Source organism: Micromonospora thermarum, from assembly GCF_012034245.1.
Taxonomy (GTDB): domain Bacteria; phylum Actinomycetota; class Actinomycetes; order Mycobacteriales; family Micromonosporaceae; genus Micromonospora; species Micromonospora thermarum.
The window spans coordinates 11,768-35,420 of the sequence record NZ_JAATEO010000037.1 but is presented as its reverse complement, the minus strand read 5'-3'; the positions used below and the strand labels follow the sequence as shown (position 1 = coordinate 35,420).

General features: G+C 73.6%; 22 protein-coding genes and 1 pseudogene. 4 read left to right on the top strand and 19 right to left on the bottom strand.

The genetic code is table 11. The annotated features are described in order from the left end of the window. Positions 1-3 precede the first annotated feature (3 nt). From HCJ94_RS25530 to mraZ, 19 genes are all read right to left on the bottom strand, one after another. Entirely contained in the window at positions 4-312 is a 309-nt protein-coding gene (locus HCJ94_RS25530) for a DUF167 domain-containing protein (RefSeq protein WP_309227428.1), read from the bottom strand. Beyond that, the gene (locus HCJ94_RS25525) at positions 305-901 is read right to left on the bottom strand and encodes a hypothetical protein (RefSeq protein WP_168003587.1); all 597 of its coding nucleotides are present in this window, start codon (positions 899-901) and stop codon (positions 305-307) included. The genes HCJ94_RS25530 and HCJ94_RS25525 overlap by 8 nt, the downstream gene beginning before the upstream one ends. A 73-nt stretch (positions 902-974) precedes the next feature. After that, complete coding sequence (locus HCJ94_RS25520; protein ID WP_168003586.1) at positions 975-1,775, bottom strand: DivIVA domain-containing protein; 801 nt, start codon at positions 1,773-1,775, stop codon at positions 975-977. 44 nt (positions 1,776-1,819) lie between these two features. Continuing rightward, a complete protein-coding gene (locus HCJ94_RS25515) occupies positions 1,820-2,125 on the bottom strand; it encodes a YggT family protein (RefSeq protein WP_168003585.1) in 306 nt (101 codons plus the stop codon). A 31-nt stretch (positions 2,126-2,156) separates the two neighbouring features. Further along, positions 2,157-2,852 carry a cell division protein SepF gene (locus HCJ94_RS25510; protein WP_168003584.1) on the bottom strand — a complete coding sequence of 232 codons (696 nt, stop codon included), beginning with the start codon at positions 2,850-2,852 and terminating at the stop codon, positions 2,157-2,159. Positions 2,853-3,046: 194 nt separating this feature from the next. Beyond that, a complete protein-coding gene (locus HCJ94_RS25505) occupies positions 3,047-3,793 on the bottom strand; it encodes a YggS family pyridoxal phosphate-dependent enzyme (protein ID WP_168003583.1) in 747 nt (248 codons plus the stop codon). 9 nt (positions 3,794-3,802) lie between these two features. Further along, positions 3,803-4,918 (bottom strand): cell division protein FtsZ, encoded by a 1,116-nt coding sequence (gene ftsZ, locus HCJ94_RS25500; RefSeq protein WP_168003582.1) that lies wholly within the window; start codon positions 4,916-4,918, stop codon positions 3,803-3,805. Between the two features lie 229 nt (positions 4,919-5,147). Further along, entirely contained in the window at positions 5,148-5,963 is an 816-nt protein-coding gene (locus tag HCJ94_RS25495; protein WP_168003581.1) for a cell division protein FtsQ/DivIB, read from the bottom strand. Further along, positions 5,960-7,492 carry a UDP-N-acetylmuramate--L-alanine ligase gene (gene murC / locus HCJ94_RS25490; protein ID WP_168003580.1) on the bottom strand — a complete coding sequence of 511 codons (1,533 nt, stop codon included), beginning with the start codon at positions 7,490-7,492 and terminating at the stop codon, positions 5,960-5,962. The genes HCJ94_RS25495 and murC overlap by 4 nt, the downstream gene beginning before the upstream one ends. Beyond that, positions 7,489-8,595: an undecaprenyldiphospho-muramoylpentapeptide beta-N-acetylglucosaminyltransferase gene (murG, locus tag HCJ94_RS25485; protein ID WP_168003579.1), complete on the bottom strand. Its 1,107-nt coding sequence runs from the start codon at positions 8,593-8,595 to the stop codon at positions 7,489-7,491. Before murG ends, murC begins: the two co-directional genes overlap by 4 nt. Beyond that, the gene (locus HCJ94_RS25480; protein WP_240944516.1) at positions 8,595-9,989 is read right to left on the bottom strand and encodes an FtsW/RodA/SpoVE family cell cycle protein; all 1,395 of its coding nucleotides are present in this window, start codon (positions 9,987-9,989) and stop codon (positions 8,595-8,597) included. Before HCJ94_RS25480 ends, murG begins: the two co-directional genes overlap by 1 nt. A gap of 143 nt (positions 9,990-10,132) precedes the next feature. After that, entirely contained in the window at positions 10,133-11,413 is a 1,281-nt protein-coding gene (gene tnpB / locus HCJ94_RS25475; RefSeq protein WP_168003609.1) for an IS607 family element RNA-guided endonuclease TnpB, read from the bottom strand. Between the two features lie 259 nt (positions 11,414-11,672). Continuing rightward, positions 11,673-12,797 carry a phospho-N-acetylmuramoyl-pentapeptide-transferase gene (mraY, locus tag HCJ94_RS25470; RefSeq protein ID WP_168003577.1) on the bottom strand — a complete coding sequence of 375 codons (1,125 nt, stop codon included), beginning with the start codon at positions 12,795-12,797 and terminating at the stop codon, positions 11,673-11,675. Beyond that, positions 12,794-14,251 carry a UDP-N-acetylmuramoyl-tripeptide--D-alanyl-D-alanine ligase gene (locus tag HCJ94_RS25465; protein ID WP_168003576.1) on the bottom strand — a complete coding sequence of 486 codons (1,458 nt, stop codon included), beginning with the start codon at positions 14,249-14,251 and terminating at the stop codon, positions 12,794-12,796. The genes mraY and HCJ94_RS25465 overlap by 4 nt, the downstream gene beginning before the upstream one ends. Next, positions 14,248-15,831 (bottom strand): UDP-N-acetylmuramoyl-L-alanyl-D-glutamate--2,6-diaminopimelate ligase, encoded by a 1,584-nt coding sequence (locus tag HCJ94_RS25460; protein WP_507236338.1) that lies wholly within the window; start codon positions 15,829-15,831, stop codon positions 14,248-14,250. The genes HCJ94_RS25465 and HCJ94_RS25460 overlap by 4 nt, the downstream gene beginning before the upstream one ends. A 52-nt stretch (positions 15,832-15,883) precedes the next feature. After that, entirely contained in the window at positions 15,884-18,046 is a 2,163-nt protein-coding gene (locus HCJ94_RS25455) for a peptidoglycan D,D-transpeptidase FtsI family protein (RefSeq protein ID WP_168003575.1), read from the bottom strand. A 3-nt stretch (positions 18,047-18,049) separates the two neighbouring features. Further along, positions 18,050-18,655 carry a cell division protein FtsL gene (gene ftsL / locus HCJ94_RS25450; protein WP_168003574.1) on the bottom strand — a complete coding sequence of 202 codons (606 nt, stop codon included), beginning with the start codon at positions 18,653-18,655 and terminating at the stop codon, positions 18,050-18,052. Then, a complete protein-coding gene (gene rsmH / locus HCJ94_RS25445) occupies positions 18,645-19,748 on the bottom strand; it encodes a 16S rRNA (cytosine(1402)-N(4))-methyltransferase RsmH (protein ID WP_168003573.1) in 1,104 nt (367 codons plus the stop codon). The genes ftsL and rsmH overlap by 11 nt, the downstream gene beginning before the upstream one ends. Before the next feature lie 205 nt (positions 19,749-19,953). Next, entirely contained in the window at positions 19,954-20,385 is a 432-nt protein-coding gene (gene mraZ, locus HCJ94_RS25440; protein WP_168003572.1) for a division/cell wall cluster transcriptional repressor MraZ, read from the bottom strand. 357 nt (positions 20,386-20,742) lie between these two features. On the opposite strand from mraZ, the gene HCJ94_RS25435 reads away from it, so the two are divergent. The 4 genes and pseudogenes from HCJ94_RS25435 to HCJ94_RS25420 all read left to right on the top strand — a co-directional run. Then, complete coding sequence (locus tag HCJ94_RS25435) at positions 20,743-21,990, top strand: MurT ligase domain-containing protein (protein ID WP_168003607.1); 1,248 nt, start codon at positions 20,743-20,745, stop codon at positions 21,988-21,990. Then, entirely contained in the window at positions 21,980-22,702 is a 723-nt protein-coding gene (locus tag HCJ94_RS25430; RefSeq protein WP_168003571.1) for a type 1 glutamine amidotransferase, read from the top strand. The genes HCJ94_RS25435 and HCJ94_RS25430 overlap by 11 nt, the downstream gene beginning before the upstream one ends. Further along, positions 22,699-23,412, top strand: coding sequence for a TVP38/TMEM64 family protein (locus HCJ94_RS25425; RefSeq protein ID WP_373684459.1), 714 nt, complete (start codon positions 22,699-22,701; stop codon positions 23,410-23,412). Before HCJ94_RS25430 ends, HCJ94_RS25425 begins: the two co-directional genes overlap by 4 nt. Next, positions 23,412-23,600: pseudogene (locus tag HCJ94_RS25420) on the top strand (aminoglycoside phosphotransferase family protein); the annotation flags it as partial. The gene HCJ94_RS25425 and the pseudogene HCJ94_RS25420, both read left to right, overlap by 1 nt. Positions 23,601-23,653: the final 53 nt, after the last annotated feature.

The window sequence follows — 23,653 nt, the reverse complement described above, 5'->3', positions numbered from 1 at the left end:
CCCTCAGCCGTCGCGGAGGCGGTGCAGCGCCCCGACCAGGTCCGGGGTGGCCTTCTCGACGAGGAAGAGCTTGTCGCGGCTGGCGGCGCCGGTGCGCAGCGACACCGCGGCGGGCCGGACGCCGAGCGCGTCGGCGAGGGCCTTGCGGGCCGCCTCGGTGGCCCGCCCGTCCACCGGAGGCGCGGTGACCGCGACGATCAGGGCGGGACCGTGCGGGCCGTCGAACCGGCCGCCGACCCGGGTACGGGCGGAGCCGGGCTTCACCCGGACGGCGACGGTGAGCGGGGCGACGCCGGCCGGCGCGTCAGGCACCCGCGCCACCACTGGTGATCCGCCCGTCCTCGGCGAGCAGGGCGGTGGCCGGCGTGCAGTGGACGCACGGCGTGAAGCCGAGCTCGACGGCCTCGGCCACGGGCAGCGGCTCGTGCTCCCGGCCGACCAGGTGTGGGCACCCGGGGAGGTGGTACCGGGGGCGACCGTCGACCACCCGCACCTCGTTGTCGAGGCGGGCCAGCCGCGCGGCGTCGGCCACCGGGACGTCCTGCGTGGCGGGCTCGTCGTCGAACGGTTCGACCGGTGTCGACGGGTCGGCCGCCGGCGGCTCGGGTGGTTGCCGCCACCCGGCGCCGCCGTCGTCGACCGTCGGAGGAACGTGCTGGACGGGGACGCCCGTGTCCACGGGCGGCCCGTACGCGCCTGTGGTGTCCGGACCGCCACGCGGCCGGACCGGTTCCGCCGTCGCTCGGGCGGCGGCCACCTGGCGGGCACCCGCGACCAGCGCGACGGCGGCCAGCAGGCTGGCCGCGATGGAGATGATCAGCAGGAGGCTGGAGCCGCCGGCCAGGCCGATCACCAGCAGCACCACCGCGAGGAGGATGAGCAGGAGACTGGCGACTATCACGGCTCACCCCCGCCGCGTCGTACCGATGTGGCGAAGCCGGCGACCGTCACCGGGGACGGTCGCCGGCCGGTGGTCAGCGACCGCCTTCCAGGGTGCCGGAACGACCGCCGCCGTAGGAGCCGGCGAGACCGGCCGCGGCGAGGCCGTTGCCGCCCGCGACCCGGCCGCTCTCGGCGCGGTTCATCTCGGCCTCCAGGCCCTGGCCGCGACCGTCGAGGTCGCGCAGCTGGCTCTCCAGGTAGGCCTTCAGGCGGGTCCGGTACTCACGCTCGAACTGCTTGAGCTCCTCGATGTGCTTCTGCAGCGCCGTGCGCTTGGCGTCGAGACCACCCATGGCCTCCTGGTGACGCTGGCGGGCGTCGCGTTCGAGGGCGTCGGCCTTCGCGCGCGCCTCGCGGGTGACCTCCTCGGCCTTGGAACGGGCCTCGGAGAGCAGCTGGTCGGCCTCACGGCGGGCGTCGGAGACGTGGTCGTCGGCGGTCCGCTGGGCCATCATCAGCACCCGCAGCGCCTGCTGCTCGCCGTCGCCGGACACCGCGGCGCCCCCCGTGGCGCGGACCTGCTCCAGCTCCGCCTGCATCGCGCGGGCGGCCTGCTCGGCCGCGGCCTTGTCGCGCTGCACCCGGTCGAGCTGCGCCTTGACCTCGTTGAGCTCGGCGGCGAGACGGGCGTCGCCACCGGGACCGGCGGGGGCCGGGCCCCGGCCGCCGCGCTCCACCTGGGCGCGCAGTTCGTTGTTCTCCTCGATCAGACGGGCAAGCTCGCGCTCGACCTCGTCCAGGAAGGCGTCGACCTCCTCCTCGTCATACCCCCGCTTGCCGATCGGCGGCTTTTTGAAGGCGACGTTGTGGACGTCGGCCGGGGTCAGCGGCATCGAAACTCCTCGGGTCAGTTGCGGCCGCGAAAGCGCGTCGGTCATCAGGTGGTCCCGATGATCAACGGCCTCAACACGAACTCCATCAGCACGAACAGGATAACCAGGAGCACAAGGGAGGCCAGGTCGATGCTCACGGTACCAATTCGCAGCGGAGGGATCACACGCCTCAACGCGCTGAGAGGGGGATCAGTGACGCTCCACACGGATTCCAGACCCGCCGATGCCCCGCGCCCCGGCTGCCACCGTCGGCCGTACTGGAGAACGGCGCTCAACACGAATCGGGACAGAAGAAGCAAAAGGAAGACATACAGGATCAGGTAGAGAACCTGCAGCACGATCGACAACACGACAGGCGACGTCCCTTGCGCTCGGGCGGGATCAACTGAGACTGAAAAAGCCGCCCTCAGCGATCTTGGCCTTGTCCTCCGCGGTGACCTGGACGTTGGCCGGTGAGAGCAGGAACACCCGATTGGTCACGCGCTCGATCGTACCGCGCAGCCCGAACGCCAGACCGGCGGCGAAGTCGACCAGGCGCCGGGCGTCCGCCTCGTCCATCTCGGTGAGGTTGATGATCACCGGCACGCCGTCGCGGAAGTGCTCGCCGATGGTGCGCGCCTCACGGTAGGTGGTGGGGTGCAGCGTGGTGATCTGGTACCGCTGCTCCTCGTCCGCCACGACCGCGCGCTCACGGGCCGGTGCCTGCGGCGCCAGGGCCAGGTTGTCGCGGGTGTGGTAGGTCAGGGCACCGGACGTCTCGGCGGCGGCGGACCGCGTGATGGACCGGACGCTGGACCGCTCGACCCGCTCCGGCCGCTCCGTCTCCACCCGCTCGCCGTCGCCGGACCGCGCGGCGGCCCGCTCGGTCAGCCGGCCCCGGTCACCCAGCCGCGGCCGGGGCGCCGGCGGCTCGTCGGCGTCGTCCTCGTCCTCGTCGGTGAAGTCCTCCGAGTACCGGCTCGACCGGTACCGCGAATCGCGGTAGCCACCCTTGTCGTAGCCACCGTCGTCGTAGCCCCGCTCGTCGTCCTCCTCGACCAGACCGAGCCAGACCCCCGCCTTGCGCAGCGCACCCATCCCGCGCCCTTCCCGTCCGCCGTGCGGCACGCACCCCCGTGCCGTGTCGCTTGTCGCGAGTGGATCATCTCTGCCCACCGGACCGGACCGGCAATCCCCCGGCGCACGATTCGCGTCGCGCGCCACGACCCCCGATCCGGGGAATGCCGCTCCCACCAAAACAACACCGATGTAATTTGCTTCTGGCGGTCAGGCTACCGCAGCGTGGGACGCATTCCGAGCAACGCGCTGCCCACCCGGACATGTGTCGCGCCGTAGCGGATCGCCATTTCCAGGTCGCCGCTCATTCCCGCCGAGAGAACCGTCGCCTCCGGATGACGCGCCCGGAAAGCGGCCGCGACCTCCGCGAGCCGGGCGAAGGCCCGCTCCGGTTCCCAGCCCAGCGGCGCGACCGCCATCAGGCCGCCGAGCCGGAGGCCGTCCGCCCCGACCACCGCCTCCGCGACCGGATCCAGCCCCGCGTCCGGGTCGGCGGAGCCCGGCAGCGCGCCCCCTCGGGCCGCGTCGCCGTCGATGCTGACCTGCACCAGCACGTCCAACGGCCGGTCCCGGCCGGCCGCCGACGCCGCGTCCAGCGCCCGGGCCAACCGGACACTGTCGACGGACTGCACCACGTCGGCGTACCGGACCACCGACTTCGCCTTGTTGCGCTGCAACTGGCCGATGAAGTGCCACCGGGGCGTCACCCCGGCCGCCGCCACCTCGGCCGCCTTCCCGGCCGCCTCCTGGTCGCGGTTCTCCCCCACGTCGGTGACCCCGAGCCCGACCAGCGCGACCACGTCGCCAGCCGGGTACGTCTTCGTCACCGCGATCATGGTGACCTCGCCCTGGTCCCGGCCGGCGGCGGCGCAGGCGTCGGCGATCCGGGAGCGGACGCGGGCGAGGCCGGCCGCGAGTTCGGCACGCCGGTCGGGACGCACCGGAGCGTGACTGTCGGTCATCGGCAGGGCTCAGGAACCGTTCTTGAGGAAGTCGGGCACGTCGACGTCGTCGAAGAGGACCCGGCGGGGCGACTGCTGCGGAGCCGGCATGGTGGCCGGCGGCGGGACCGGTGTCGCGGGCGGCGCCGGCTGGTTCTGGTTGGTCTTGCGAGCCGGCTCGGCCGCCTTGTACGAGGGCGCACCCCCGTCGAAGCCCGCCGCGATCACGGTGACCCGCACCTCGTCACCGAGGGCGTCGTCGATGACCGCGCCGAAGATGATGTTCGCGTCCGGGTGCGCCGCGTCGGTGACCAGCTGGGCGGCGTCGTTGATCTCGAACAGGCCCAGGTCCGAGCCACCGGCGATGGAGAGCAGCACGCCGCGCGCGCCGTCCATGCTCTGCTCCAGCAGCGGGCTGGAGATGGCCGCCTCGGCCGCCTCCACCGCGCGGTTCTCCCCGCGGGCGCTGCCGATGCCCATCAGGGCGCTGCCGGCGCCGCTCATGACGCTCTTGACGTCGGCGAAGTCCAGGTTGATCAGACCGGGGGTCGTGATCAGGTCGGTGATGCCCTGGACACCGGAGAGGAGCACCTGGTCGGCGGTGCGGAACGCGTCCATCATGGAGATGTTCCGGTCGCCGAGCGCGAGCAGCCGGTCGTTCGGGATCACGATCAGCGTGTCGCACTGGTTGCGCAGCTCGTCGATGCCCGACTCGGCCTGCACCTGGCGGCGCTTGCCCTCGAACGAGAACGGCCGGGTGACCACGCCGATGGTGAGCGCGCCGAGCTTGCGGGCGATGTTCGCCACCACCGGCGCCCCGCCGGTGCCGGTGCCGCCACCCTCGCCGCAGGTCACGAAGACCATGTCGGCGCCCTTGAGCACCTCCTCGATCTCGTCGCGGTGGTCCTCGGCGGCGTTCTTGCCGACGTCCGGGTTGGCACCGGCGCCCAGCCCTCGGGTCAGCTCACGGCCGACGTCCAGCTTGACGTCGGCGTCGCTCATCAAGAGCGCCTGCGCATCGGTGTTGATCGCGATGAACTCGACGCCCTTGAGCCCAACCTCGATCATTCGGTTGACGGCGTTCACGCCGCCGCCCCCGATGCCGACGACCTTGATGACCGCCAGGTAGTTGTGCGGAGGTGTCATCTGAAGGTCCTTTCCCCCTCGAGATTGGCATGGGCCGGCCCCACACGGCTTGGCCAGGGTCAGCGGTCGACGGACGCTGTTCACCAGCGGGGTTCGGGCCTAAACCCTCACCCTCTACTAGAGGGTTACAGTTATGTCAACCACTGATCCTCTTCGGGGCAACGTATGCGCCCCCGCCCGTCGAACCAAGCAACCACGCGGCGTGTCGCCGCGTTCGGACACGTCACACTCACCGGAAGGTCACCACGTCGGGCGCGCTCACGTCGATCGTCGCCGCCTCGCGGTCCAGCAGCGCCGTGGCGACCCGCGCCTTGTCCTCGCCCCGGGTCGCGTCGCCCCACACCACCCGCCGCTCGCCACGCAGGTTGAGCGTGATCCGGGCGAGCCCCTCGACGGTCACGTCCACCAGCTCCGCCCGCAGCTGCGGGGTCAGCGCGGCGAGCACGTCCAGAGCGGCACGGGTGTCCGCGTCCGCCGGGCCGGGCGCCGCCAGCCGGACCAGCGGCAGGCCTCCGGGCCGCTCGGCGAGGGTCCGGAAGACCACCCCGGCCCGGTCGACGACGACGAACTGCTCCCCCTGCGGTACCACGGCCACACCGGTCCGCTCGGTCACCCGGATCACCAGCGCGTCCGGCCAGTCGCGGGTCACCTCGGCCCGCTCGACCGCGGGCAGGGCACCGATCCGCCGGGCGGTGCCGGCCAGGTCGACCCGGGCCAGCGGCGTACCGTCGGCCACGCCGGCGGCGTCGCGCACCTGCACCGGGGTGACCAGCTCCGCGCCCTCCACGCGCACCTCGCGGACGCCGAACAACCCCGTCCCGAGCACGGTCCACGCGACGAGCGCGGCGAGCGCGAGCACGCCGGCCGCGACCGCCCAGGGCAGCGCCGCCCGCATCCGGCGCTGCCGGGCGCGGGCCATGAACCGGCGGGTCGAGGCGGGGACGGCGTCACTGCCGGCCCGGACCAGCTGCCAGCGGCGGGCCGCGCCCCGGCGGCCGCCGCCGTCCGCGCCGGTGGTGCGCCCGCGCGCCGGCCCGGGACTCATCCGGCCGTGGACGCGTCCGGTACCGCGCCGCCGGCGACACCCGGGACGGTGCCGCCGATCGTCGTCGCGCCACCGGTCTCGCCGCCCGGCACGGTGCCGGTGGGCGGGCCGGCACCGCGCACCGCCAACGCGTCGAGCAGCTGGTCACCCATGAGCGAGATGGGCGGTGCGCCCATGGTCACCACGACGTCGCCCGGCCGGGCCCGCCGGGCCACCTCGGCCGGCACCGCGTCCCACGAGTCGACGAAGACCTTCCGGTCCGCCGGCAGCGGCACCGCCTCGATCAACGCCGCCGAGCCCTCCCCGGGCCCGCGCTGCTCGCCCGGGCCGAAGACCTCCAGCAGGACCACCTCGTCGGCGATCGCGAGAGCCCCGGCGATCTCCGTCTGGAGGTCCCGGGTGCGGTAGAGCCGGTACGGCTGGAACACCACGATCAGCCGGCCGTCGCCGGCCACCTCCCGCAGCGTCTGCAGCGCCAGCGTCATCGACGTCGGGTGGTAGGCGTACTCGTCGTACACCAGCACGTCGTCCGCGACGCCCTTGCGCTCGAAGCGCCGCCGCACGCCCGGGAAGGCCGCCAGCGCGGCCTCCGCGGCCTCCAGGGGCAGGCCCAGGAGGTACGCGGTGAGCACCGCCGAGGCGCTGTTGAGGCCCATGTGCCGCCCCGGCACCGGCAGCCGGAACTCGCCCAGCGAGCGCCCGTCGATCTCGGCGAGGTAGCGGATCCCCTTGGCCGACGACGTCATCTCGGTCAGCCGCAGGTCGGCGTCGTCGGACGTGCCGTACGTGTACACCCGCCGGCCCTCGCCGCGCAGCGTCTCGGCCAGCCGCCGGCCGCCCGCGTCGTCGGCGCAGGTGATGATGAACCCGTCCGGGTCGGTGAGGCGGGCGAACTCGGCGAACGTCGCCTCCAGGTTGGCCAGGTCGCCGTACGTGTTGAGGTGGTCCGCCTCGATGTTGGTGATCACCGAGACGAACGGCCGGTAGATGAGGAAGGAGCGGTCGCTCTCGTCCGCCTCCACCACGAAGTACTCGCCCGTGCCGTGGTGCGCCCCGGAGCCGACCTCGGAGATCTCCCCACCGATCACGAAGGACGGGTCCGCGCCGGCCTGCTGGAGCACCATCGTCACCATCGACGTGGTGGTGGTCTTGCCGTGGGTGCCGGCGACCGCGACCGTCCGGCGGCCGGTCATGGCCGCCGCGAGCGCCTCCGAGCGGTGCAGCACCCGCAGGCCACGGCGGCGTGCCTCCACCATCTCCAGGTGGTCCTGCGGGATCGCCGACGAGTAGACGACGGTGTCCACGCCGTCGAGGTTGGACGCCTCGTGGCTCATGTGGATCGTGCCGCCGAGCGCGCGCAGGCCGGCCAGCGAGGGCCACTCGCGCAGCTCGCTGCCGGAGACCGGGATGCCCCGGGTGAGGAAGAGCCGGGCCAGGCCGCTCATGCCGACCCCGCCGACCCCGATCAGGTGGATGGTGCCCAGGTCCTCGGCGGTGAGCGTGCCGGCCGGGGTGAACTGCGCGGTCATCGGGCCACCGCCTCGTAGACGAAGTTGAGCAACGCCTCGTCGCCGTCGCGGCGCCCGTACGCGCCCGCGGCGGCGCCCATCGCGGCGAGCCGCTGCGGGTCACGGATCAGCGGGATCAGGGTCTGCTCGACCCAGGCCGGGGTCAGCTCGGAGTCGTCGACGAGCAGGCCGCCCCCGGCCTCCACCACCGGCAGCGCGTTGCGCCGCTGCTCCTGGTTGCTGTGCGGGTACGGCACGTACACCGTGGGCAGCCCGATCGCGGCCACCTCGGCGCAGGTCATCGCCCCGCCCCGGCCGAGCATCAGGTCGGCCGCCGCGTAGCCGAGCTCCATCTGCGACAGGTACGGCAACGTCACGTACGGCACCGGCAGGTCGGTCGGCACCGGCACCGGCTCGTTGCGGGCGCCGATCACGTGCAGCACCTGCACGCCGTTGCGGGCCAGTTCCTTGGCCGCGCCGGACACCGCGAGGTTGATCGACCGGGCCCCCTGTGAGCCACCCGCGACGAACAGCACCGGCAGGTCGGGACGGAGACCGAAGTGGGCGCGGGCCGCGTTGCGCATCGCGTGCCGGTCGAGGCCGGCGATGCCACGGCGCAGCGGCACCCCGACCACCCGGGCGTTGCGCAGCGCCTCGGCCTGCGCGGGCTGGTGCGGGAAGCCGGCGGCGACGTGCTTGGTGAACTTCATGCCGAGCCGGTTGGCCACCCCCGGCGGCACGTTGACCTCGTGGATGACGATGGGCAGCTCGCGCCGCCACGCGGCGAGGTACGCCGGCACCGAGACGTACCCGCCGAAGCCCACCACCACGTCGGCCTGCACCTCGTCGATCACCTTGCCCGCGGCGCGGGCCGCGGTCCACATCCGGCCCGGGGTCTTCACCAGGTTCATGTTGACCGAGCGGGGCAGCTGGTACGCGGGGATCTGGCGCAGGTCGTAACCGGCCGGCGGGATCAGCTCGTTCTCCAGGCCCTTCGGCGTGCCCACGCAGGTGATCCGGACGCCGGGGTCGTGCCGGCGCAGGCAGTCGGCGAAGGCGAGCAGCGGGTAGATGTGCCCCCCGGTGCCACCTCCCGCGAGCACCACCGAACGCAGCGGACCCATCACCGTCTCCTCTCGTTCGCCGACCCGCGCCCGGTCCGGTCTCCCCGGACGCGCGGTGCGGCCTGGTCGTCTCCGCGCCGCTCCCTGGGCACCCGTGCCCGGGCGGCCGGCGGGGCACCCGCCCGGCGCCGGCCGGGAAGCGGCGGCAACGGGGCCCACACTAGTCGGACCCATCGGGCCGGCGGACGGGCATGCAGGGCTCTCGCCGCATCAGGTTCGGCGCGGGCGAACGAGGCGAGCATCCCGATCGCGGCGAGCGTGACGACCAGGGCGCTTCCGCCGTCGGAGATGAACGGCAGCGGCACGCCGGTCAGCGGCAGCAGCCCGACCACCCCGCCGATGTTGATGACGGCCTGGCCGACCAGCCAGGCGGTGGCCCCGGCGGCGGCGAGCCGCCGGAACGGGTCGGCCACCCGGCGGGCGATCCGCAGCCCGGTGTACGCGAGGACGGCGAAGAGCACGACGACCACGCCGCACCCCACCACGCCCAGCTCCTCGGCGATGACGGCGAAGATGAAGTCGTTCTCCGCGGCGGGCAGCCACTCCCACTTGAGGGTGCTCTTGCCGAGGCCGGTGCCGAACCAGCCGCCGTTCTCGATCGCGTACCGGGCCTGCACCATCTGGTAGCACTCTTCGAGCTTGCACTGCTCCGGCGGCGGCGGGTCGATGAAGTTGGTCAGCCGCGCCAGCCGGTAGTTCTCCGCGCCCCGCTCGCCGGACCCGGCGCCGAGCGAGGCGACCGCGACCAACAGGCCGATGCCGAGCAGGCCGACGGCGGTGAGGGTGGCGAAGACCCGCAACCGCACCCCGGCCGCCCAGAGCAGCCCGACCACCAGGGCGAGCAGGCAGAGCATGGTGCCCAGGTCGTTGTAGCCGACCAGCACGAAGAGCAGCCCCACCACCGGGAAGAGCGGCGTGGCCAGTTCCCGCCACCAGCCCAGCTTGGCGCCCTTGCGGGCGATCACGTCCGCGCCCCACAGCACCAGGGCGAACTTCGCCAGCTCCGACGGTTGCAGCTGGATCGGGCCGAGATGCAGCCAGTTCAGGTCCGCGTAGAACGGGCCGATACGCCGCACCCCGGCCAGCGACTGAAGTGCCATCAACGCGTTCAGCAGGAGCAGCAGCACCACGGAGACGCCGAGCGCCGGCCACGCGACCGCGCGGAAGGTGCGCGTCGGCAGCCGCTGGCACGCCCAGAACGCGACGATCCCGATCACCGCGAAGATCGCCTGCTTGGCGAGCGTGGCGGTGGCGTTGCCGCCCTCGGCGTAGTCGCGCACGCTGGTCGCCGAGAAGACCATGGTCAGGCCGATCAGCAGCAGCAGGCCGGCGCTGGACAGCAGCAGGTAGTACGACGCGAGCGGCCGGTCCAGCAGGCCGCGCAGGGCGGCCAGCCCACCGGCGGCGTCCAGGCCGCGCAGGCCCGGCGGGCCACCCGACCCCTCCGGCGTACGCGGTGCGGCCGGTCGCCCGGTCGTGGCCTCCGTCGTCACCTCAGTGCCTCGCGCCTCCGTTGCATCTGAGCGCTCATGAGTGCTCATGCAGCCGCGCCTTGCGGTGCGGCGGTCCCGGTCTTGCCCGCCTCGGCGGTGCCGGGTTGACGTTTCATGGCCACCGGCCCGCCGGGGCGGAGCGCGGCAAGGTTGCGCGCGGCGTTGAGATCCCGGTCGAGGGCTAAGCCGCAGGTGGTGCAGGTGTAGGTGCGCTCGGACAGGGCCAGTTTGGTTTTCACCGCGCCACAGCCCGAGCACGTCTTCGAGGACGGATACCATCGATGGGCCACAACCAGCCGGCCACCGTTCCATCCGGTCTTGTAGCTCAATTGCCGGCGCAGTTCACCGAAGCCAGCATCGGCGATGCGCCGCGCCAACCGCCGATTCGTCAGCATTCCGGCCACGTGTAGGTCTTCGACCACGACCGTGCCGTACTCGGCAGCGAGCCGGGTGGTGAGTTTGTGCAGATTGTCGCGGCGCGGGTTCGCCACCCGAGCATGAGCGCGGGCGAACTGGACGCGGGCGGCCTCCCAACGCCTTGACGGCCGGCGGCCGGTACGCCAGTCCGGTCCGACGCGGCGGGACATGCGGCGGGCGAGGCGCATCCGCCGCGCAGCGGTGTCCAAGTAGCGTGGATTGGGGACCAGTTCCCCGGTGGACAACACCGCGAGATGCGTGATGCCTACGTCCAACCCGACGGTCGCGTCCGGTCGGGCCGGGTGCCGCTCAGCGCGTTCAGTCTCGACGCAGAAGCTGACGTGCCACCGTCCGCCGTCACGGCGGACTGTCGCGGACAGGATCCGGGCGGTGCCCGCGTCGAGACGACGGACGAGCTTGCGGGCCGACTCGTGCAGCTTCAGCCGGCCCAACCTCGGCAGGACGACGTGCTTGCGGTCCGGCTCGACCCGGATCGCGCCCGTGGTGAAACGTACGCTGGGTGTGGACCGGCGCCGGGACTTGAACCGGGGGAACCTGACCGGTTTGCCGGCGCGTGTGCGCCTGCGGGAGTCAGTCCAGTTACCGAGGCCTCGGGCCAGGGCGTCGAGACCAGTATTGAAAGCCTCTTTCGAACACTCCGCCCACCACGGCGCTACATCGTGCTTCGCGGCGTTCCACGCCTTGCGCAATGCCGGCAAGGACCAACCGAGCGTCGGAGTGAGCTGAACGTCCGGCACGCCGTACGTGCGCTCTGCGGCCCGCTGATCCATGACCGCACGCACCCGACTGAGAGCCCAGTTATACGCGAACCGGGCCGCCCCGGCGTGGCCTAGCACCGCCCTTTCCTGCGCCGGCGTCAGATCAAGGACGTACCGGTACGCCTGCATCGTCTTCACACCAAGCTGTCCCCGTCGACGGCGGCAGCGTGGCAGGCCCGGCTCGCCGCAGCGCGGCACCCGCACCGGTGGGAGCACGAACCGGCAGGCATCTCCGCCACGTCACCCACTACCACAGCGCACCAAAAAGCACACGAGCACCCATGCGCCAGCAGTGACTCACTCCCCACCTGTACATCATCGCCGCTGCCGGGCGCCACCACCCCCGCAACACGCCTTCTCGGCGTGTCGGAGGGGACGACCCGCCCGGTCAGCCGACGTGGGCGAGGAAGTCGCTGTAGAAGAGGCCGAGCGCGATGGCCACCCCGATCCCGGCGATGATCCAGAAGCGCACCACGATGTTGACCTCGCTCCAGCCGGCCAGTTCGAAGTGGTGCTGCAACGGGGACATCCGGAAGACCCGCTTGCCGGTGGTCCGGAACGAGATGATCTGGATCACCACGGACATCGTGATGATGACGAAGAGCCCGCCGATGATCGGCAGCAGCAGGATCGTCCGCGTCGACATCGCCATGCCGGCGATCAGGCCACCGAGGCCGAGCGCCCCGGTGTCCCCCATGAAGATCCGCGCCGGCGACGTGTTCCACCAGAGGAACCCGACGCAGGCGCCGGCCGCCGCCCCGGCTATCAAGGCGATCTCCAGCGGGTCCCGGACCGTGTAGCAGTAGTCCTGGGTGTAGTTCGGGTCCGCGCACCAGTGCCGGTACTGCCAGAAGGCGATCAGCGCGTACGCCGCGAGCACCATCACGGAGGCGCCGGTCGCCAGCCCGTCCAGACCGTCGGTGAGGTTCACGCCGTTCGTCGCCGCCATCACCACGAAGATGAAGACGATGACCGCGCCGACCTTCGTCAGGTCCAGCGCCGGGATGTCCCGGATGAAGCTCAGCGTGGTGCTGCCGACGGTCTCGGTGTTGGTCGCCTGGCCCTCGGCGTCGGTCATGCTGCTGGGGAAGTACAGGGCGATCACGCCGAAGAGCGCGCCGACCAGGATCTGGCCCAGCAGCTTGCCGCGCTTGTTGAGACCGCCGCTGTGCCGCTTGCGCACCTTGAGGAAGTCGTCGATGAAGCCGACCGCGCCGGAGAAGACCATCAACCCGAGCAGCACCAGCGCGGTGATGGTCGGCTCGACCTGGGCGATCTGGGCGTCCGGCAGCGTGGTCAGGGCCAGGTGGCCGGCGACGTACGCGATGACGGTGGCCAGGATGAAGACCACGCCGCCCATCGTCGGCGTGCCCTTCTTGCCCTGGTGCATCGCCGGGCCCTCGGCCCGGATCGGCTGGCCGGCCTTCAGCCGCGTGAACACCCTGATCGCGATCGGGGTGCAGAACAGCGAGACGAGGAACGCCACGCCGACGGCGACGATGACCGCCCTCATGCGGGGTCACCTTCGGTCGCGACTGCGGGGCTCGCGAGCTCACTCCTCGCGCTCCCGCCCGACCCGGACGCCGGCACGGCGTCGGCGCGCAGCGCGTCCGCAACCTCCCAGGTGCGGTACCGGGAGCCCTTCACCAGGACGACGTCGCCCGGCCGTAGCTCGTTCCGCAGCACCTCGACGGCGCCCGCCTGATCGGTGAGCAGCACCGATTCTCCTCCCCAGTCACGTACCGAATTCGCGCCCTCGTGGATCGGCGCGGCCGCGTCGCCCACCACGAGCAGGCGGTCGACGCCCAGCTCGGCGGCGAGCCGGCCGACCTCGACGTGCCCGTCGTGCTCGAACGGTCCCAGCTCGGCCATGTAGCCGAGCACCGCCACCGTGCGCCGCCCCTGCCCGACGCCGGCCAGCGCGCGCAGCGCGGCCGCCATCGAGGCCGGGTTGGCGTTGTACGAGTCGTCGATGACGGTGACCCCGTCGGTACGCTCGAACACGTCCATCCGGCGGGTCGACACCAGACCCAGCTCGCCGAGCGCGATGGCCAGCTCGGTCAACGGCATGCCCAGTTCCCGCGCCACCGCCGCCGCGGCGAGCGAGTTGGAGACCTGGTGCCGCCCGGTCAGCCCGAGCCGGACCGGCGCGTCACCCTCCGGCGTCACCAGCGTGTACGACGGCCGGCCACGCTCGTCCAGCGTCACGTCGACCGCGCGGATGTCGGCGTCCGGCGCCTCGCCGTACCGGATCACCCGCGCCGCCGTCCGCGTCGCCATGGCGGAGACCAGGTCGTCGTCGGCGTTGAGCACGGCGAGCCCGTCCGCGGGCAGCGCCTCGACCAGCTCGCCCTTGGCCAGGGCGATGGTCTCCCGGGAGCCGAACTCGCCGATGTGGGCGACCCCGACGTTGAGCACCACGGAGATGCGCGGCGGCACGACGTCGCACAGGTACCGGACGTGCCCCACGCCCCGGGCGCCCTTCTCCATGACCAGGTATCGGGTTTCCGGCCCGGCCTGCAACGCCGTGTACGGGTGCCCCAGCTCGTTGTTGAACGAGCCGGGCGGCGCGACGGTCGGGCCGAGCCGCGCGGTGAGCTGGGCGATCAGGTCCTTGGTGGTGGTCTTGCCGGACGAGCCGGTGAGGCCGATGACGGTCAGGCCGGGCAGCCGGTCCACCACCGCGCGGGCCAGCCGGCCCATCGCCGCGAGGGCGTCGTCGACCAGCACCATCGGCACGCCGGGCACCTCGCGGGTGCCGAGCACGGCCACCGCGCCCGCCTCGACGGACCCGGCGGCGTAGTCGTGCCCGTCCACCTTCTCGCCGGGGAAGGCGACGAACAGCCCGCCGGGGCCGACCTTGCGGGAGTCGAACTCGACCGTGCCGGTGACCGTGGCCTCCGGGTCGGCGGCGACCAGCCGCCCGCCGACGGCGGCCGCCACCTCGGCCAGGCGCAGCGGGATCACCGCTTCCCCTCCGGCTCGCCGAAGCGGGCGCGCAGGGCGGCCGCCAGCTCGGTGCGGTCGTCGAAGGGGTGCACCTCCCCGGCGACCTCCTGCCCCTGCTCGTGGCCCTTGCCGAGCAGCGCCACCACGTCGCCCGGCTCGGCCAGGCGGACCGCCTCGGCGATGGCCGCGCGCCGGCCGGGGACCTCCAGGATCCGGGCGTCCGTGCCCGCCCGGTACGCCCCGGCGAGCACCTCGGCCCGGATCTCGGCAGGGTCCTCGGTGCGCGGGTTGTCGTCGGTCACCAGCACCACGTCCGCTCCCTCCGCCGCCGCCGCGCCCATGAGGGGCCGCTTGCCCCGGTCCCGGTCACCGCCGGCGCCGATCAGGCAGATGAGCCGGCCGGCGCTGAGCTCCCGCAGGGCGGCCAGCGCGGCGACGATCGCGTCGGTCTTGTGGGCGTAGTCGACGACGCCGCGCACCGGTCCGGGCGCCGGGACCAGTTCCAGCCGGCCGGGGACGCCCCCGCAGGCGGCGACGCCCTCGGCGGCGGTCTTCGGGTCCACCCCGGCGGCGACCAGAGCGGCGATGGCGAGCAGCGCGTTGGCGACGTTGTGCCGGCCGGGCAGGGACACCCCGGCGGGCAGGGTGAGGCCGTCCGGCCTGTGCAGGGTGAAGCGCTGCGCGTACCCGTCGCCGCCGATCTCGTCCGCCCACCAGGTGGCGGACCGGTCCCCGGCCGCCGAGTACGTGACGGTGGCCGGCTTGTAGAGCGGACGCAGCGCCGGGTCGTCGTGGTTGAGCACCTCCACCGCACAGCGGCCGTCGAAGAGCTTCGCCTTCGCGGCGAAGTAGTCGGCCGAGTCGGCGTGGAAGTCGAGGTGGTCGGAGCCGAAGTTGGTGTACCCGCCGACGGTGAACCGGACCCCGCCGACCCGCCCCATGGCGAGGGCGTGGCTGGACACCTCCATGACGAGGGCGGTCACGCCCCGCTCCCGGGCCGCGGCGAGCATCGCGTGCAGGTCGGTCGCCTCGGGCGTGGTGCGGACGCTGTCGATCACCAGGTCGCCGAGGCGGGTCTCGACGGTCCCGATCAGGCCGGTGGTGTGCCCGGCGGCCCGCAGGCCGGACTCGACCAGGTACGCCGTGGAGGTCTTGCCGGCGGTGCCGGTCACCCCGATCACGGTCAGCCCCTCGGTGGGATCGCCGTAGACGGCGCTGGCCAGGTCACCGAGCACGGCGCGCGGGTCCGGCACCACCAGCGCCGGCAGGCCGGCCTCCTCCGCCGCCGGGGCTCCGGCCGGGTCGGTGAGCACGGCCACCGCGCCGGCCGCCGCGGCGGCGGGGACGAACTCCGCGCCGTGCCGGCGGGCTCCCGGCAGCGCCGCGTACAGGTCGCCGGGGCGGACCTCCTGGCTGGCGTGCGTCACACCGGTGACCACCGGCTCCGGGGCGCCCGCCCGGGGATCGACGGCACCCGCGCCGGGCTCGGCGGCGAGGCGGGCGGCGAGGTCGCCGAGCCGGACTCCGGTCACGGTGCGGGGGCGAGGATTGCCGGACACGGCGTCAGACCCTACCCGGTCGTCCGGTTCCGGCCGCACAGCCGCCCCGGTGGTTCGTCCGCACTCACCGATGATGTCCCGTTCCCGCCGGTCAGCGCTGAAAGACCTCGAACTTCGGCGCGGCGGCGGACGACGGCGGAACCCGGTCGTGACGCAGGGCGAACTGCATCATGTCCCGGAACGCCGGGGCGGCGATGTCGCCGCCCCCGCCGCCGGGTGTGTGCGCGAAGACCGCGATCACGTACCGGGGCTTCTCGGCCGGTGCCATGCCGATGAACGAGGCCACCTCGCCGGGCTGCTTGCGGCCGTCGACCAGGCGCCAGCCGGTGCCGGTCTTGCCGGCGACCCGGTACCCGGGGACCGCGGCCGCCAGGCCGGTGGCGGAATCGACGGTGGTCACCGCCTCCAGGATCTTGCGCAACTCGGCGGCGGTGTCCGGGCTGAGCACCGACCGGGTCGGCGGGGCCTCGGGCTTCGTCCGCTTCCCGTCCGGCCCGATGATCTCCTTGACGAGGCGCGGCGCGACGTACGTGCCGCCGTTGGCGATCGTGGCGTACGCGGCGGCCATCTGCAGCGGCGTGGCGTCGACGCTGTGCCCGATCGGCACCGACCCGTGCGACGACTCGCTCCACTCCTCCGCCGGCAGGAGCCGGCCGCTCGCCTCGCCCGGCATGCCGACGCCGGTCGCCTCGCCGAGCCCGAACCGCTTCTGGTAGTCGATGAGCCGGTCCTTGCCCAGCTTGTCGGCGATGGCGATGGTGCCCACGTTCGACGAGTACGCCATCATCCCGGGCAGGCTCATCCGCCTCCCGCCCGCCGGGTGGGTGTCGGCGAACCAGGTGTCGCCCTTGCGGACGGCGTTCGCGACCGGCAGCGTCGTGTCCGGGGTGATGACGCCCTCCTGGAGGGCCGCCCCGAAGGTGATCGCCTTGTGCACCGAGCCCGGGTCGACCACGAAGCTCGTCGCGACGTCCTCCCGCTCGGTCGGCTTGCTCGCGTCCGGCTTGGCCGCGTCGTAGGTGGGGTAGGCGGCCTGGGCCAGCACCTCGCCGGTGCCGACCTCCAGCACGACCGCCGCACCGGTGGAGCCCTTGACCTGGGCCATCCGCTGTGCCAGCAGGACCTGCACCATGTACTGGAGGTCGCGGTCGATGGTGAGCTGGAGCGAACTGCCCGGCTTCGCCTTCGTCGTCTCGCTGTACCCGCCGGGGATCGGCGCGGCGAGGTCGCCCAGGCCCACCTCGTAGACGCGCTTGCCGTCGACGCCGGCGAGCAGGTCGTCGTAGCGGGCCTCCAGGCCCTCCAGGCCGATCATGTCCGGACTGGTGAAGCCGAGCAGGTTCGCGGCCAGGTCGCCGCCGGGAACCTCGCGCCGCTCGTCCCGGTGGGTGTTGATGCCCGGCAGCTCCAACGCCATGATCTGCCGCGCCCGGGCGACGTCGACGCCCCGGGCCAGGTACTCGAACTGGGAGTCGCTGCCGTTGGGCCGCTTCCGCGGCTTCATCTTCTCCACCAGCTCCGAGGGTGGGATGCCGAGCAGCGGCGACAGGGCCTTCGCGGTCGCCTGCGGGTCCTCGATCTGGGTCGGGTCGGCGTAGACGTACCGCGCCTCGACACTGTGCGCGAGCGCCGCCCCGTCGCGGTCGTAGATGGCGCCACGCGGCGCCGGCAGGACCACGGTACGCAGCCGGTCGGGAAGGCCGGCGTCGGCGTACGCCGCGCTCTCGGTCGCTTGGAGGACGACGAGCCGGATGCCGATGACGGCGAACAGGGTCAGGGCCAGCGCGGTGCCGAGCCGGAGCCGGCGGCTGGGGTCGGCCAGCCGGGGCGGCTTCGGCGGCTTGCGGGACGGACGCCGGGCCGCCGGCCGGGCCGGCGCGGTGCGCGCGGGGCGGCGGCGCGGGGGCGGTTCCTTCCGCGGCGCGCGCTCCGGCATCGTCCGGACCACCGAGGTACGGCGGGGCGGCGGCTCCCGCCGGCCCACCCGCCCGCCGTCGAGCACCTGGAGGGCGGGGCGGAACGGGTCGCCGGAGCGCCCGCCGCGCGGCGTGCGTCGCTGCTCGGCCCGGGCGGCTCGCGCGTCGCCCAGCCGATCCTCGCCGATCGTGCGCCCCCGCGGGGTGTACGCGCGGGCGCCGGAGATCCCGCCGACCCCCGGCTCACCCGTACGCGGATCGGCGGTCCCGTCGCCACGGGACGGGCCGCGCCGGGAGCCCGTGGCGTCCCGGCGCGGTTCCTCCGATCTCGGGGGCACGGCCTACCCCCCGGCGCCCTGCTGGCTGGTGACCGACGGCTGCCCGCTGGCCGGCTGCGGCACGCCGATGGTCTTGCCGTCCGGCAGCCGGATGTACGCCGGCTCGCCGGCCTCGACGAGGCCGAGCTTGCGCGCGGCGGCGGTCAGGTTGCCCGGCGCCTCCGCCTCGGCGATCTGCCGGTTCAGCTGCTGCTGCTCCAGGTCCAGCTTGGCCTGCTGCTGCTGGAGCTTCTCCAACCGGAACGCGTTCTCGTTGATCTTCGTGTTGACCAGCAGGATGCCGAGCACCCCACCGACGACCAGCGTCACGACCAGCGCCGCGAACGGCGCGCGCGGCACCGACACCGGCGCCGGCGGCGCCACCCGCAGCCGGGGCGGGCGCGTCGCGGTCGCGCCACCCCGCTCGGCCGGGCTCAGCGCCGCGGTGCCCTGGGTCGGGAACTCGCGCGCCCCCCGGGCGCGAGTCTCTCCCAGCCGGCCCGTCCGGTCCGCCCGCGGCGTGCCCGTGCCGACGCGCGTGGCCCGCTCCGCCGCGATCCGGCCCCCCGACCGCGGTGTGCGCTGCCCGCCGCCGGTCACGTCCCGGCGGTCGCGCTTGTCAATCGTCATGTCCCTCCCCCTCTTCGTCCGTCCCTGTCCCATCCCCCGGAGCCGGCCGTCGCGCGGCCGACCCCGTCCCCGGTTGGTGCATCGCCCGGACCCGCCGGCGGTACCGTTCGCGGTCGGTACGCCGGTGCTGCTCCGCGGTCGGGTCGAGCCGCTCCGCGGCCCGCAACCGCACCGAGGCGGCGCGCGGGTTCGCCGCGACCTCCACCTCGTTCGGCAGTTCCGCGCCCCGGCTGAGCAGCCGGAACGTCGGACCGGTCCCGGGCAGCTCGACCGGCAGGTCGACCGGGCCCGTGCTGCGGACCCGGTCGGCGAGCGCCGCCTTGGTGAGCCGGTCCTCCAGCGAGTGGTAGGACAGGACCACCATGCGGCCGCCCACCGTGAGCCGGTCGAGCGCCGCCGGCAGCGCCGCTTCCAGCGCCGCCAGCTCTTTGTTTACCTCTATCCGTAAAGCCTGAAACGTTCTCTTTGCCGGGTGTCCACCGGTTCGTCGGGCTGGTGCCGGAATGCTCTCCCGGACCAGCTCGGCCAGGCGCGCCGACGAGGTGATTCGGGCGCGTTCCCGCTCCCGGACGATCGCCGACGCGATCCGCGTCGCGAACTTCTCCTCGCCGTAGACCCGCAGCACCCGGGCGAGTTCCGGGTGCGAGTAGGTGTTGACCACCTCCTCGGCGGTCACCCCCCGGGTCTGGTCCATCCGCATGTCCAGCGGCGCGTCCTGCGCGTACGCGAACCCGCGGTCGGGCGCGTCGAGCTGCAACGAGGAGACACCCAGGTCGAACAGGATCCCGTCGACCGCCGGGTACCCGAGCCGGTCCAGCACGTCGGGCAGCTCGTCGTACACGGCGTGCTCCAGGTGGATCCGGTCGGCGAACCGGGCCAGCCGCGCCCGCGCGTGGGCGAGGGCCTCGGTGTCCCGGTCGAGCCCGACCAGCACCGTCCGCGGGTGCGCCTCCAGCACCGCTTCGGCGTGCCCGCCCAGCCCCAGCGTGGCGTCGACGTGGACCGTGCGCTCCGCCCGGTCCAGCGCGGGGGCGAGCAGCTCGAGACACCGCTCGAGCAGCACCGGCACGTGCGTGCCGCGAAGCTCCCCCATGTCGACCCCCACTGCTTGAAACCGTCCGTCGTCTCGCGCCTGTCGTCGGACGACGCTGTGCCGCCGTACCGCCAGATCCCCATCCGCTCCCGCCCGCCTTCCGGCCACGGCCCCCCGATCGGATCGTGCGCCTGGCACCGGGGAAGGGATGCCAGGAACTCGAAAGCGGCTGGAGATCTCGCAGTACGCCGGGCGCCGTCACGCCCTACAGACCGCCGGGCAGCACCCCCTCCTCGATGTCGGCGAAGTCGTCTTCGCTCTCGGAGAGGTAGGTCTCCCAGGCAGTCTTGTCCCAGATCTCCACCCGCGTGTGCGCGCCGATCACGACCAGGTCGCGGTCGAGTGCGGCGTACTCCCGGAGGTGGGCCGGGATGGTCACCCGCCCCTGCTTGTCGGGGACCTCGTCGTGCGCGCTCGCGAAGAAGACCCGGCTGTAGGCCCGGGCCGCCTTGTGCGTCATCGGCTGCGCGCGCAACTGTTCCGCGATCCGCTGGAACTCCGGCGTCGGGAAGACATAGAGGCAGCGATCCTGCCCTTTGGTGATCACGACACCCCCCGCCAGCTCGTCCCGGAACTTCGCCGGAAGGATCAACCGGCCCTTGTCGTCCAGGCGCGGGGTGTGGGTGCCGAGGAACATCGGCCCAACCCCCTCGCCCATCTAGCGGCGTTCGCGGCGCCGCTGACCCCCCGGGCCGGTGGGCCCTCCCGGCCTCACCATCGCGCCCCACTCTACTCCACTTCCCTCCACCCGCAACCGGAATCGCCCATGTGGCGCGCGTGTCGCCCGGCCAAAACCGCACGTCAACGAGGGTGGAGCGAAGTGGAGGGCGGAACGGCTCCCACGGCGCCGTCCGCTTTCCGACATAGATCGACTCCGTCCGGCCGATGCCCGCCCGGCCGGCCGCCGCGGCGCCACCGGCCGAACGGTTCACCGTCGGCGGCGATCTGGGGGGCCCGCCGGTGGAGTAACCTCGCTCGCGTGACGGACGCGAAGATGCCCCTGCGGGCGAAGGTGGCCAGCTCCGTGTCGCGGACCGCCGCGGCGCTGTCGCGCGCCGCGGGGCGCGGCGACGGCTCGGTCATCGGCGGCTGGATCGGCCTCAAGATCGACCCGGACCTGCTCGCCCACCTCGCCGCCGGCCGCGCCATCGCGCTGATCTCCGGCACCAACGGCAAGACCACCACCACACGCCTCACCACGGCCGCCGTCGGCGTCCTCGGCAAGGTCGCCACCAACTCCTTCGGCGCGAACATGCCCACCGGGCACACCTCCGCGCTGGCCAAGGCCGGCAGCACCCCGTACGCGGTGCTCGAGGTCGACGAGCACTACCTCGCCCAGGTGCTGGAATCCACCGAGCCGCACGTGGTGGCACTGCTCAACCTCTCCCGCGACCAGCTCGACCGCGCCAAGGAGGTCGCCATGATGGCGCAGCTCTGGCGCGCGGCCCTGGTCAAGCACTCCGACGTCCGCGTCGTCGCCAACGCCGACGACCCGATGGTCGTCTGGGCGGCCACCCCGCCGCCGAACCACGACCACCGGATCACGCCGCCGCACGTCACCTGGTTCAGCGCCGGCCAGCGCTGGCACGACGACTCGTGGGTCTGCCCGGAGTGCGGCTCCACGATCGCCCGCGAGGGCGACCAGTGGTGGTGCACCGGCTGCCCGCTGCGCCGTCCCGAGCCGCACTGGACGGTGGAGGACGACGGCGTCATCGACCCGACCGGCGCCTGGCACAAGGTCAAGCTGCAGCTCCCCGGCAAGGTCAACCTCGGCAACGCCGCCACCGCCCTCGCGGTCGCCGCCGAGTTCGGCGTACGCCCCGTCGACGCGGTGCTCAAGCTCAGCAGCGTCACCTCGGTCGCCGGCCGGTACGCGCAGGTCGAGCGCGACGGACGGCTGATCCGGTTGCTGCTGGCGAAGAACCCGGCCAGTTGGCTGGAGGCGTTCGACATGGCCGACGAGGCGCCGACCCTGCTCTCCATCAACGCCCGCGACCCCGACGGGCTGGACACCTCCTGGCTCTTCGACGTCGACTTCAGCCCGCTGCGCGGCCGGCAGGTGCTCATCACCGGCGACCGGGCGTACGACCTGGCGGTCCGGCTCGACGTCAACGACGTGCCGTTCCAGCACGTGCGCACGTTCGCCGAGGCGGTCCGGGCGGCTCCGCCGGGCCGGCTGGAGGTCATCGCGAACTACACCGCCTTCCAGGACATCCGAGCGGAGTTGGACCGTGTCCTCTGAAAGTCTGCGTATCGTCTGGGTCTACCCCGACCTGCTCTCCACCTATGGTGACCGCGGCAACGCGCTGATCCTGGCCAGCCGCGCCCAGCGGCGCGGCTTCCCCGTGGAGGTGCTGGAGGTCCGCTCCGACCAGCCGCTGCCCGCCACCGCCGACATCTACCTGATCGGCGGGGGCGAGGACGGCCCGCAGGCGCTCGGCGCCCAGCGGCTGATCGCCGACGGTGGCCTGCACCGCGCCGTCGCGCAGGGGTCGGTGGTGTTCGGCGTCTGCGCCGGCTACCAGCTGCTCGGCTCCTCCTTCTTCGCCAAGGGCACCAAGTGCGCGGGGCTGGAGCTGCTCGACCTCTCGTCGGACCGGGGGCCCACCCGGGCCGTGGGCGAGCTGGCCGGCGACATCGACCCCCGGCTCGGGCTGCCGCCGCTCACCGGCTTCGAGAACCACGGCGGCCGCACCCACCTCGGTCCCGAGGCGGCCCCCCTCGCCCGGGTCACCGCCGGGGTCGGCAACGACGGCGCCACCGAGGGCGCGTGGCGCGGCAAGCTGCTCGGCACGTACTCCCACGGGCCGGCCCTGGCCCGTAACCCCGCCCTGGCCGACCTGCTGCTGCGCTGGGCCACCGGCGTCCACCAGCTGCCCCCGCTGGACGACACCTGGTCCGACCGCCTCCGCGCCGAGCGCCGCGCCGCGGTGGCCGCCGCCGCCCGACCGTGACCCCCGCCGGCCGCCGGCCGCGGTTCGGTCCGGCGGCCGTCCGGCGGGTGCTGCGGGAGCCGTCCGCCGTCCGGTTCGGCGTCCTGCTGCTCCTGCTCGCCGGGTTCGGCCTGGCACTGCTCGTGGTGCCCCGCCCGGACCCGGCCCACCTGCCCGACCTCGCCGACCGGCTGGGCGGGTACGCCCCGGTCGCGGCGATCGTCGGCGGGGCGCTGCTGCTCGTGGCGCTGGTCCCGCGCACCTTCATCACCCTGGCGTCCGGGGCGCTCTTCGGCGCCCTGGAAGGGGCCGCGTACGCGCTCGGCGCCGCGCTGCTCGCCGCGGCGATCGGCTTCACGGTGGGTCGGCTCCTCGGGCGGGAGTTCGTCGCCGAGCGGGTCCGTGGCCGCCTGGCCCGCCTGGACGGCTGGTTCGCACGGCAGAGCGTCCTCGGCGTGATCACCGTCCGGCTGCTCCCGATCGCCGGCTTCGGCCTGGTCAGCTACGGCTACGGCACCACCGGCGCCCGGGTGCTGCCGTTCCTCGTCGGCAGCCTCATCGCCTCCACGCCGACCGCGTTCGGGTACGCGGCCGTCGGCGCCGCGGCCACCTCCCCGGGCGAGGTCAACTGGTTCGCCGCCGCCCCGGCCGGGCTCGGCCTGATCGCCAGCGCGGTGCTCATCCGCCGCTGGTGGCGCGCCGAGCGGCTCCGCCGCCTCGGGCCCACCTGATGCCGGACGAGGAGCCGCTGCCCGGGGGCTTCGTCACCGACGTGGTCCGCGTCGGTGGGACGGTCCGGCGTACCCCCGGACCGAACGCCGACCGCGTCGCGGCGCTGCTGCGTCACCTGGAGCGGGTGGGCGCGGACCTGGCGCCCCGCCACCTCGGGTTCGACGAGCACGGCCGGGAGGTGTTGAGCTAGCTCGACGGCACCTGGCGCGGCATCGAGGCCGGCGCCGACCGTGGCGAGCC

Excerpts from the sequence above, each read along its gene's own strand:
- mraY (WP_168003577.1), bottom strand. The coding sequence starts at position 12,797 with ATGAGGGCGGTCATCGTCGCCGTCGGCGTGGCGTTCCTCGTCTCGCTG.
- ftsL (WP_168003574.1), bottom strand. The coding sequence starts at position 18,655 with ATGACGATTGACAAGCGCGACCGCCGGGACGTGACCGGCGGCGGGCAG.
- ftsZ (WP_168003582.1), bottom strand. The coding sequence starts at position 4,918 with ATGACACCTCCGCACAACTACCTGGCGGTCATCAAGGTCGTCGGCATC.
- HCJ94_RS25510 (WP_168003584.1), bottom strand. The coding sequence starts at position 2,852 with ATGGGTGCGCTGCGCAAGGCGGGGGTCTGGCTCGGTCTGGTCGAGGAG.
- mraZ (WP_168003572.1), bottom strand. The coding sequence starts at position 20,385 with ATGTTCCTCGGCACCCACACCCCGCGCCTGGACGACAAGGGCCGGTTG.
- murC (WP_168003580.1), bottom strand. The coding sequence starts at position 7,492 with ATGACCGCGCAGTTCACCCCGGCCGGCACGCTCACCGCCGAGGACCTG.
- HCJ94_RS25505 (WP_168003583.1), bottom strand. The coding sequence starts at position 3,793 with ATGACCGACAGTCACGCTCCGGTGCGTCCCGACCGGCGTGCCGAACTC.
- murG (WP_168003579.1), bottom strand. The coding sequence starts at position 8,595 with ATGGGTCCGCTGCGTTCGGTGGTGCTCGCGGGAGGTGGCACCGGGGGG.
- HCJ94_RS25435 (WP_168003607.1), top strand. The coding sequence starts at position 20,743 with ATGCCCCTGCGGGCGAAGGTGGCCAGCTCCGTGTCGCGGACCGCCGCG.
- HCJ94_RS25495 (WP_168003581.1), bottom strand. The coding sequence starts at position 5,963 with ATGAGTCCCGGGCCGGCGCGCGGGCGCACCACCGGCGCGGACGGCGGC.
- tnpB (WP_168003609.1), bottom strand. The coding sequence starts at position 11,413 with ATGCAGGCGTACCGGTACGTCCTTGATCTGACGCCGGCGCAGGAAAGG.
- HCJ94_RS25520 (WP_168003586.1), bottom strand. The coding sequence starts at position 1,775 with ATGCCGCTGACCCCGGCCGACGTCCACAACGTCGCCTTCAAAAAGCCG.
- rsmH (WP_168003573.1), bottom strand. The coding sequence starts at position 19,748 with ATGGGGGAGCTTCGCGGCACGCACGTGCCGGTGCTGCTCGAGCGGTGT.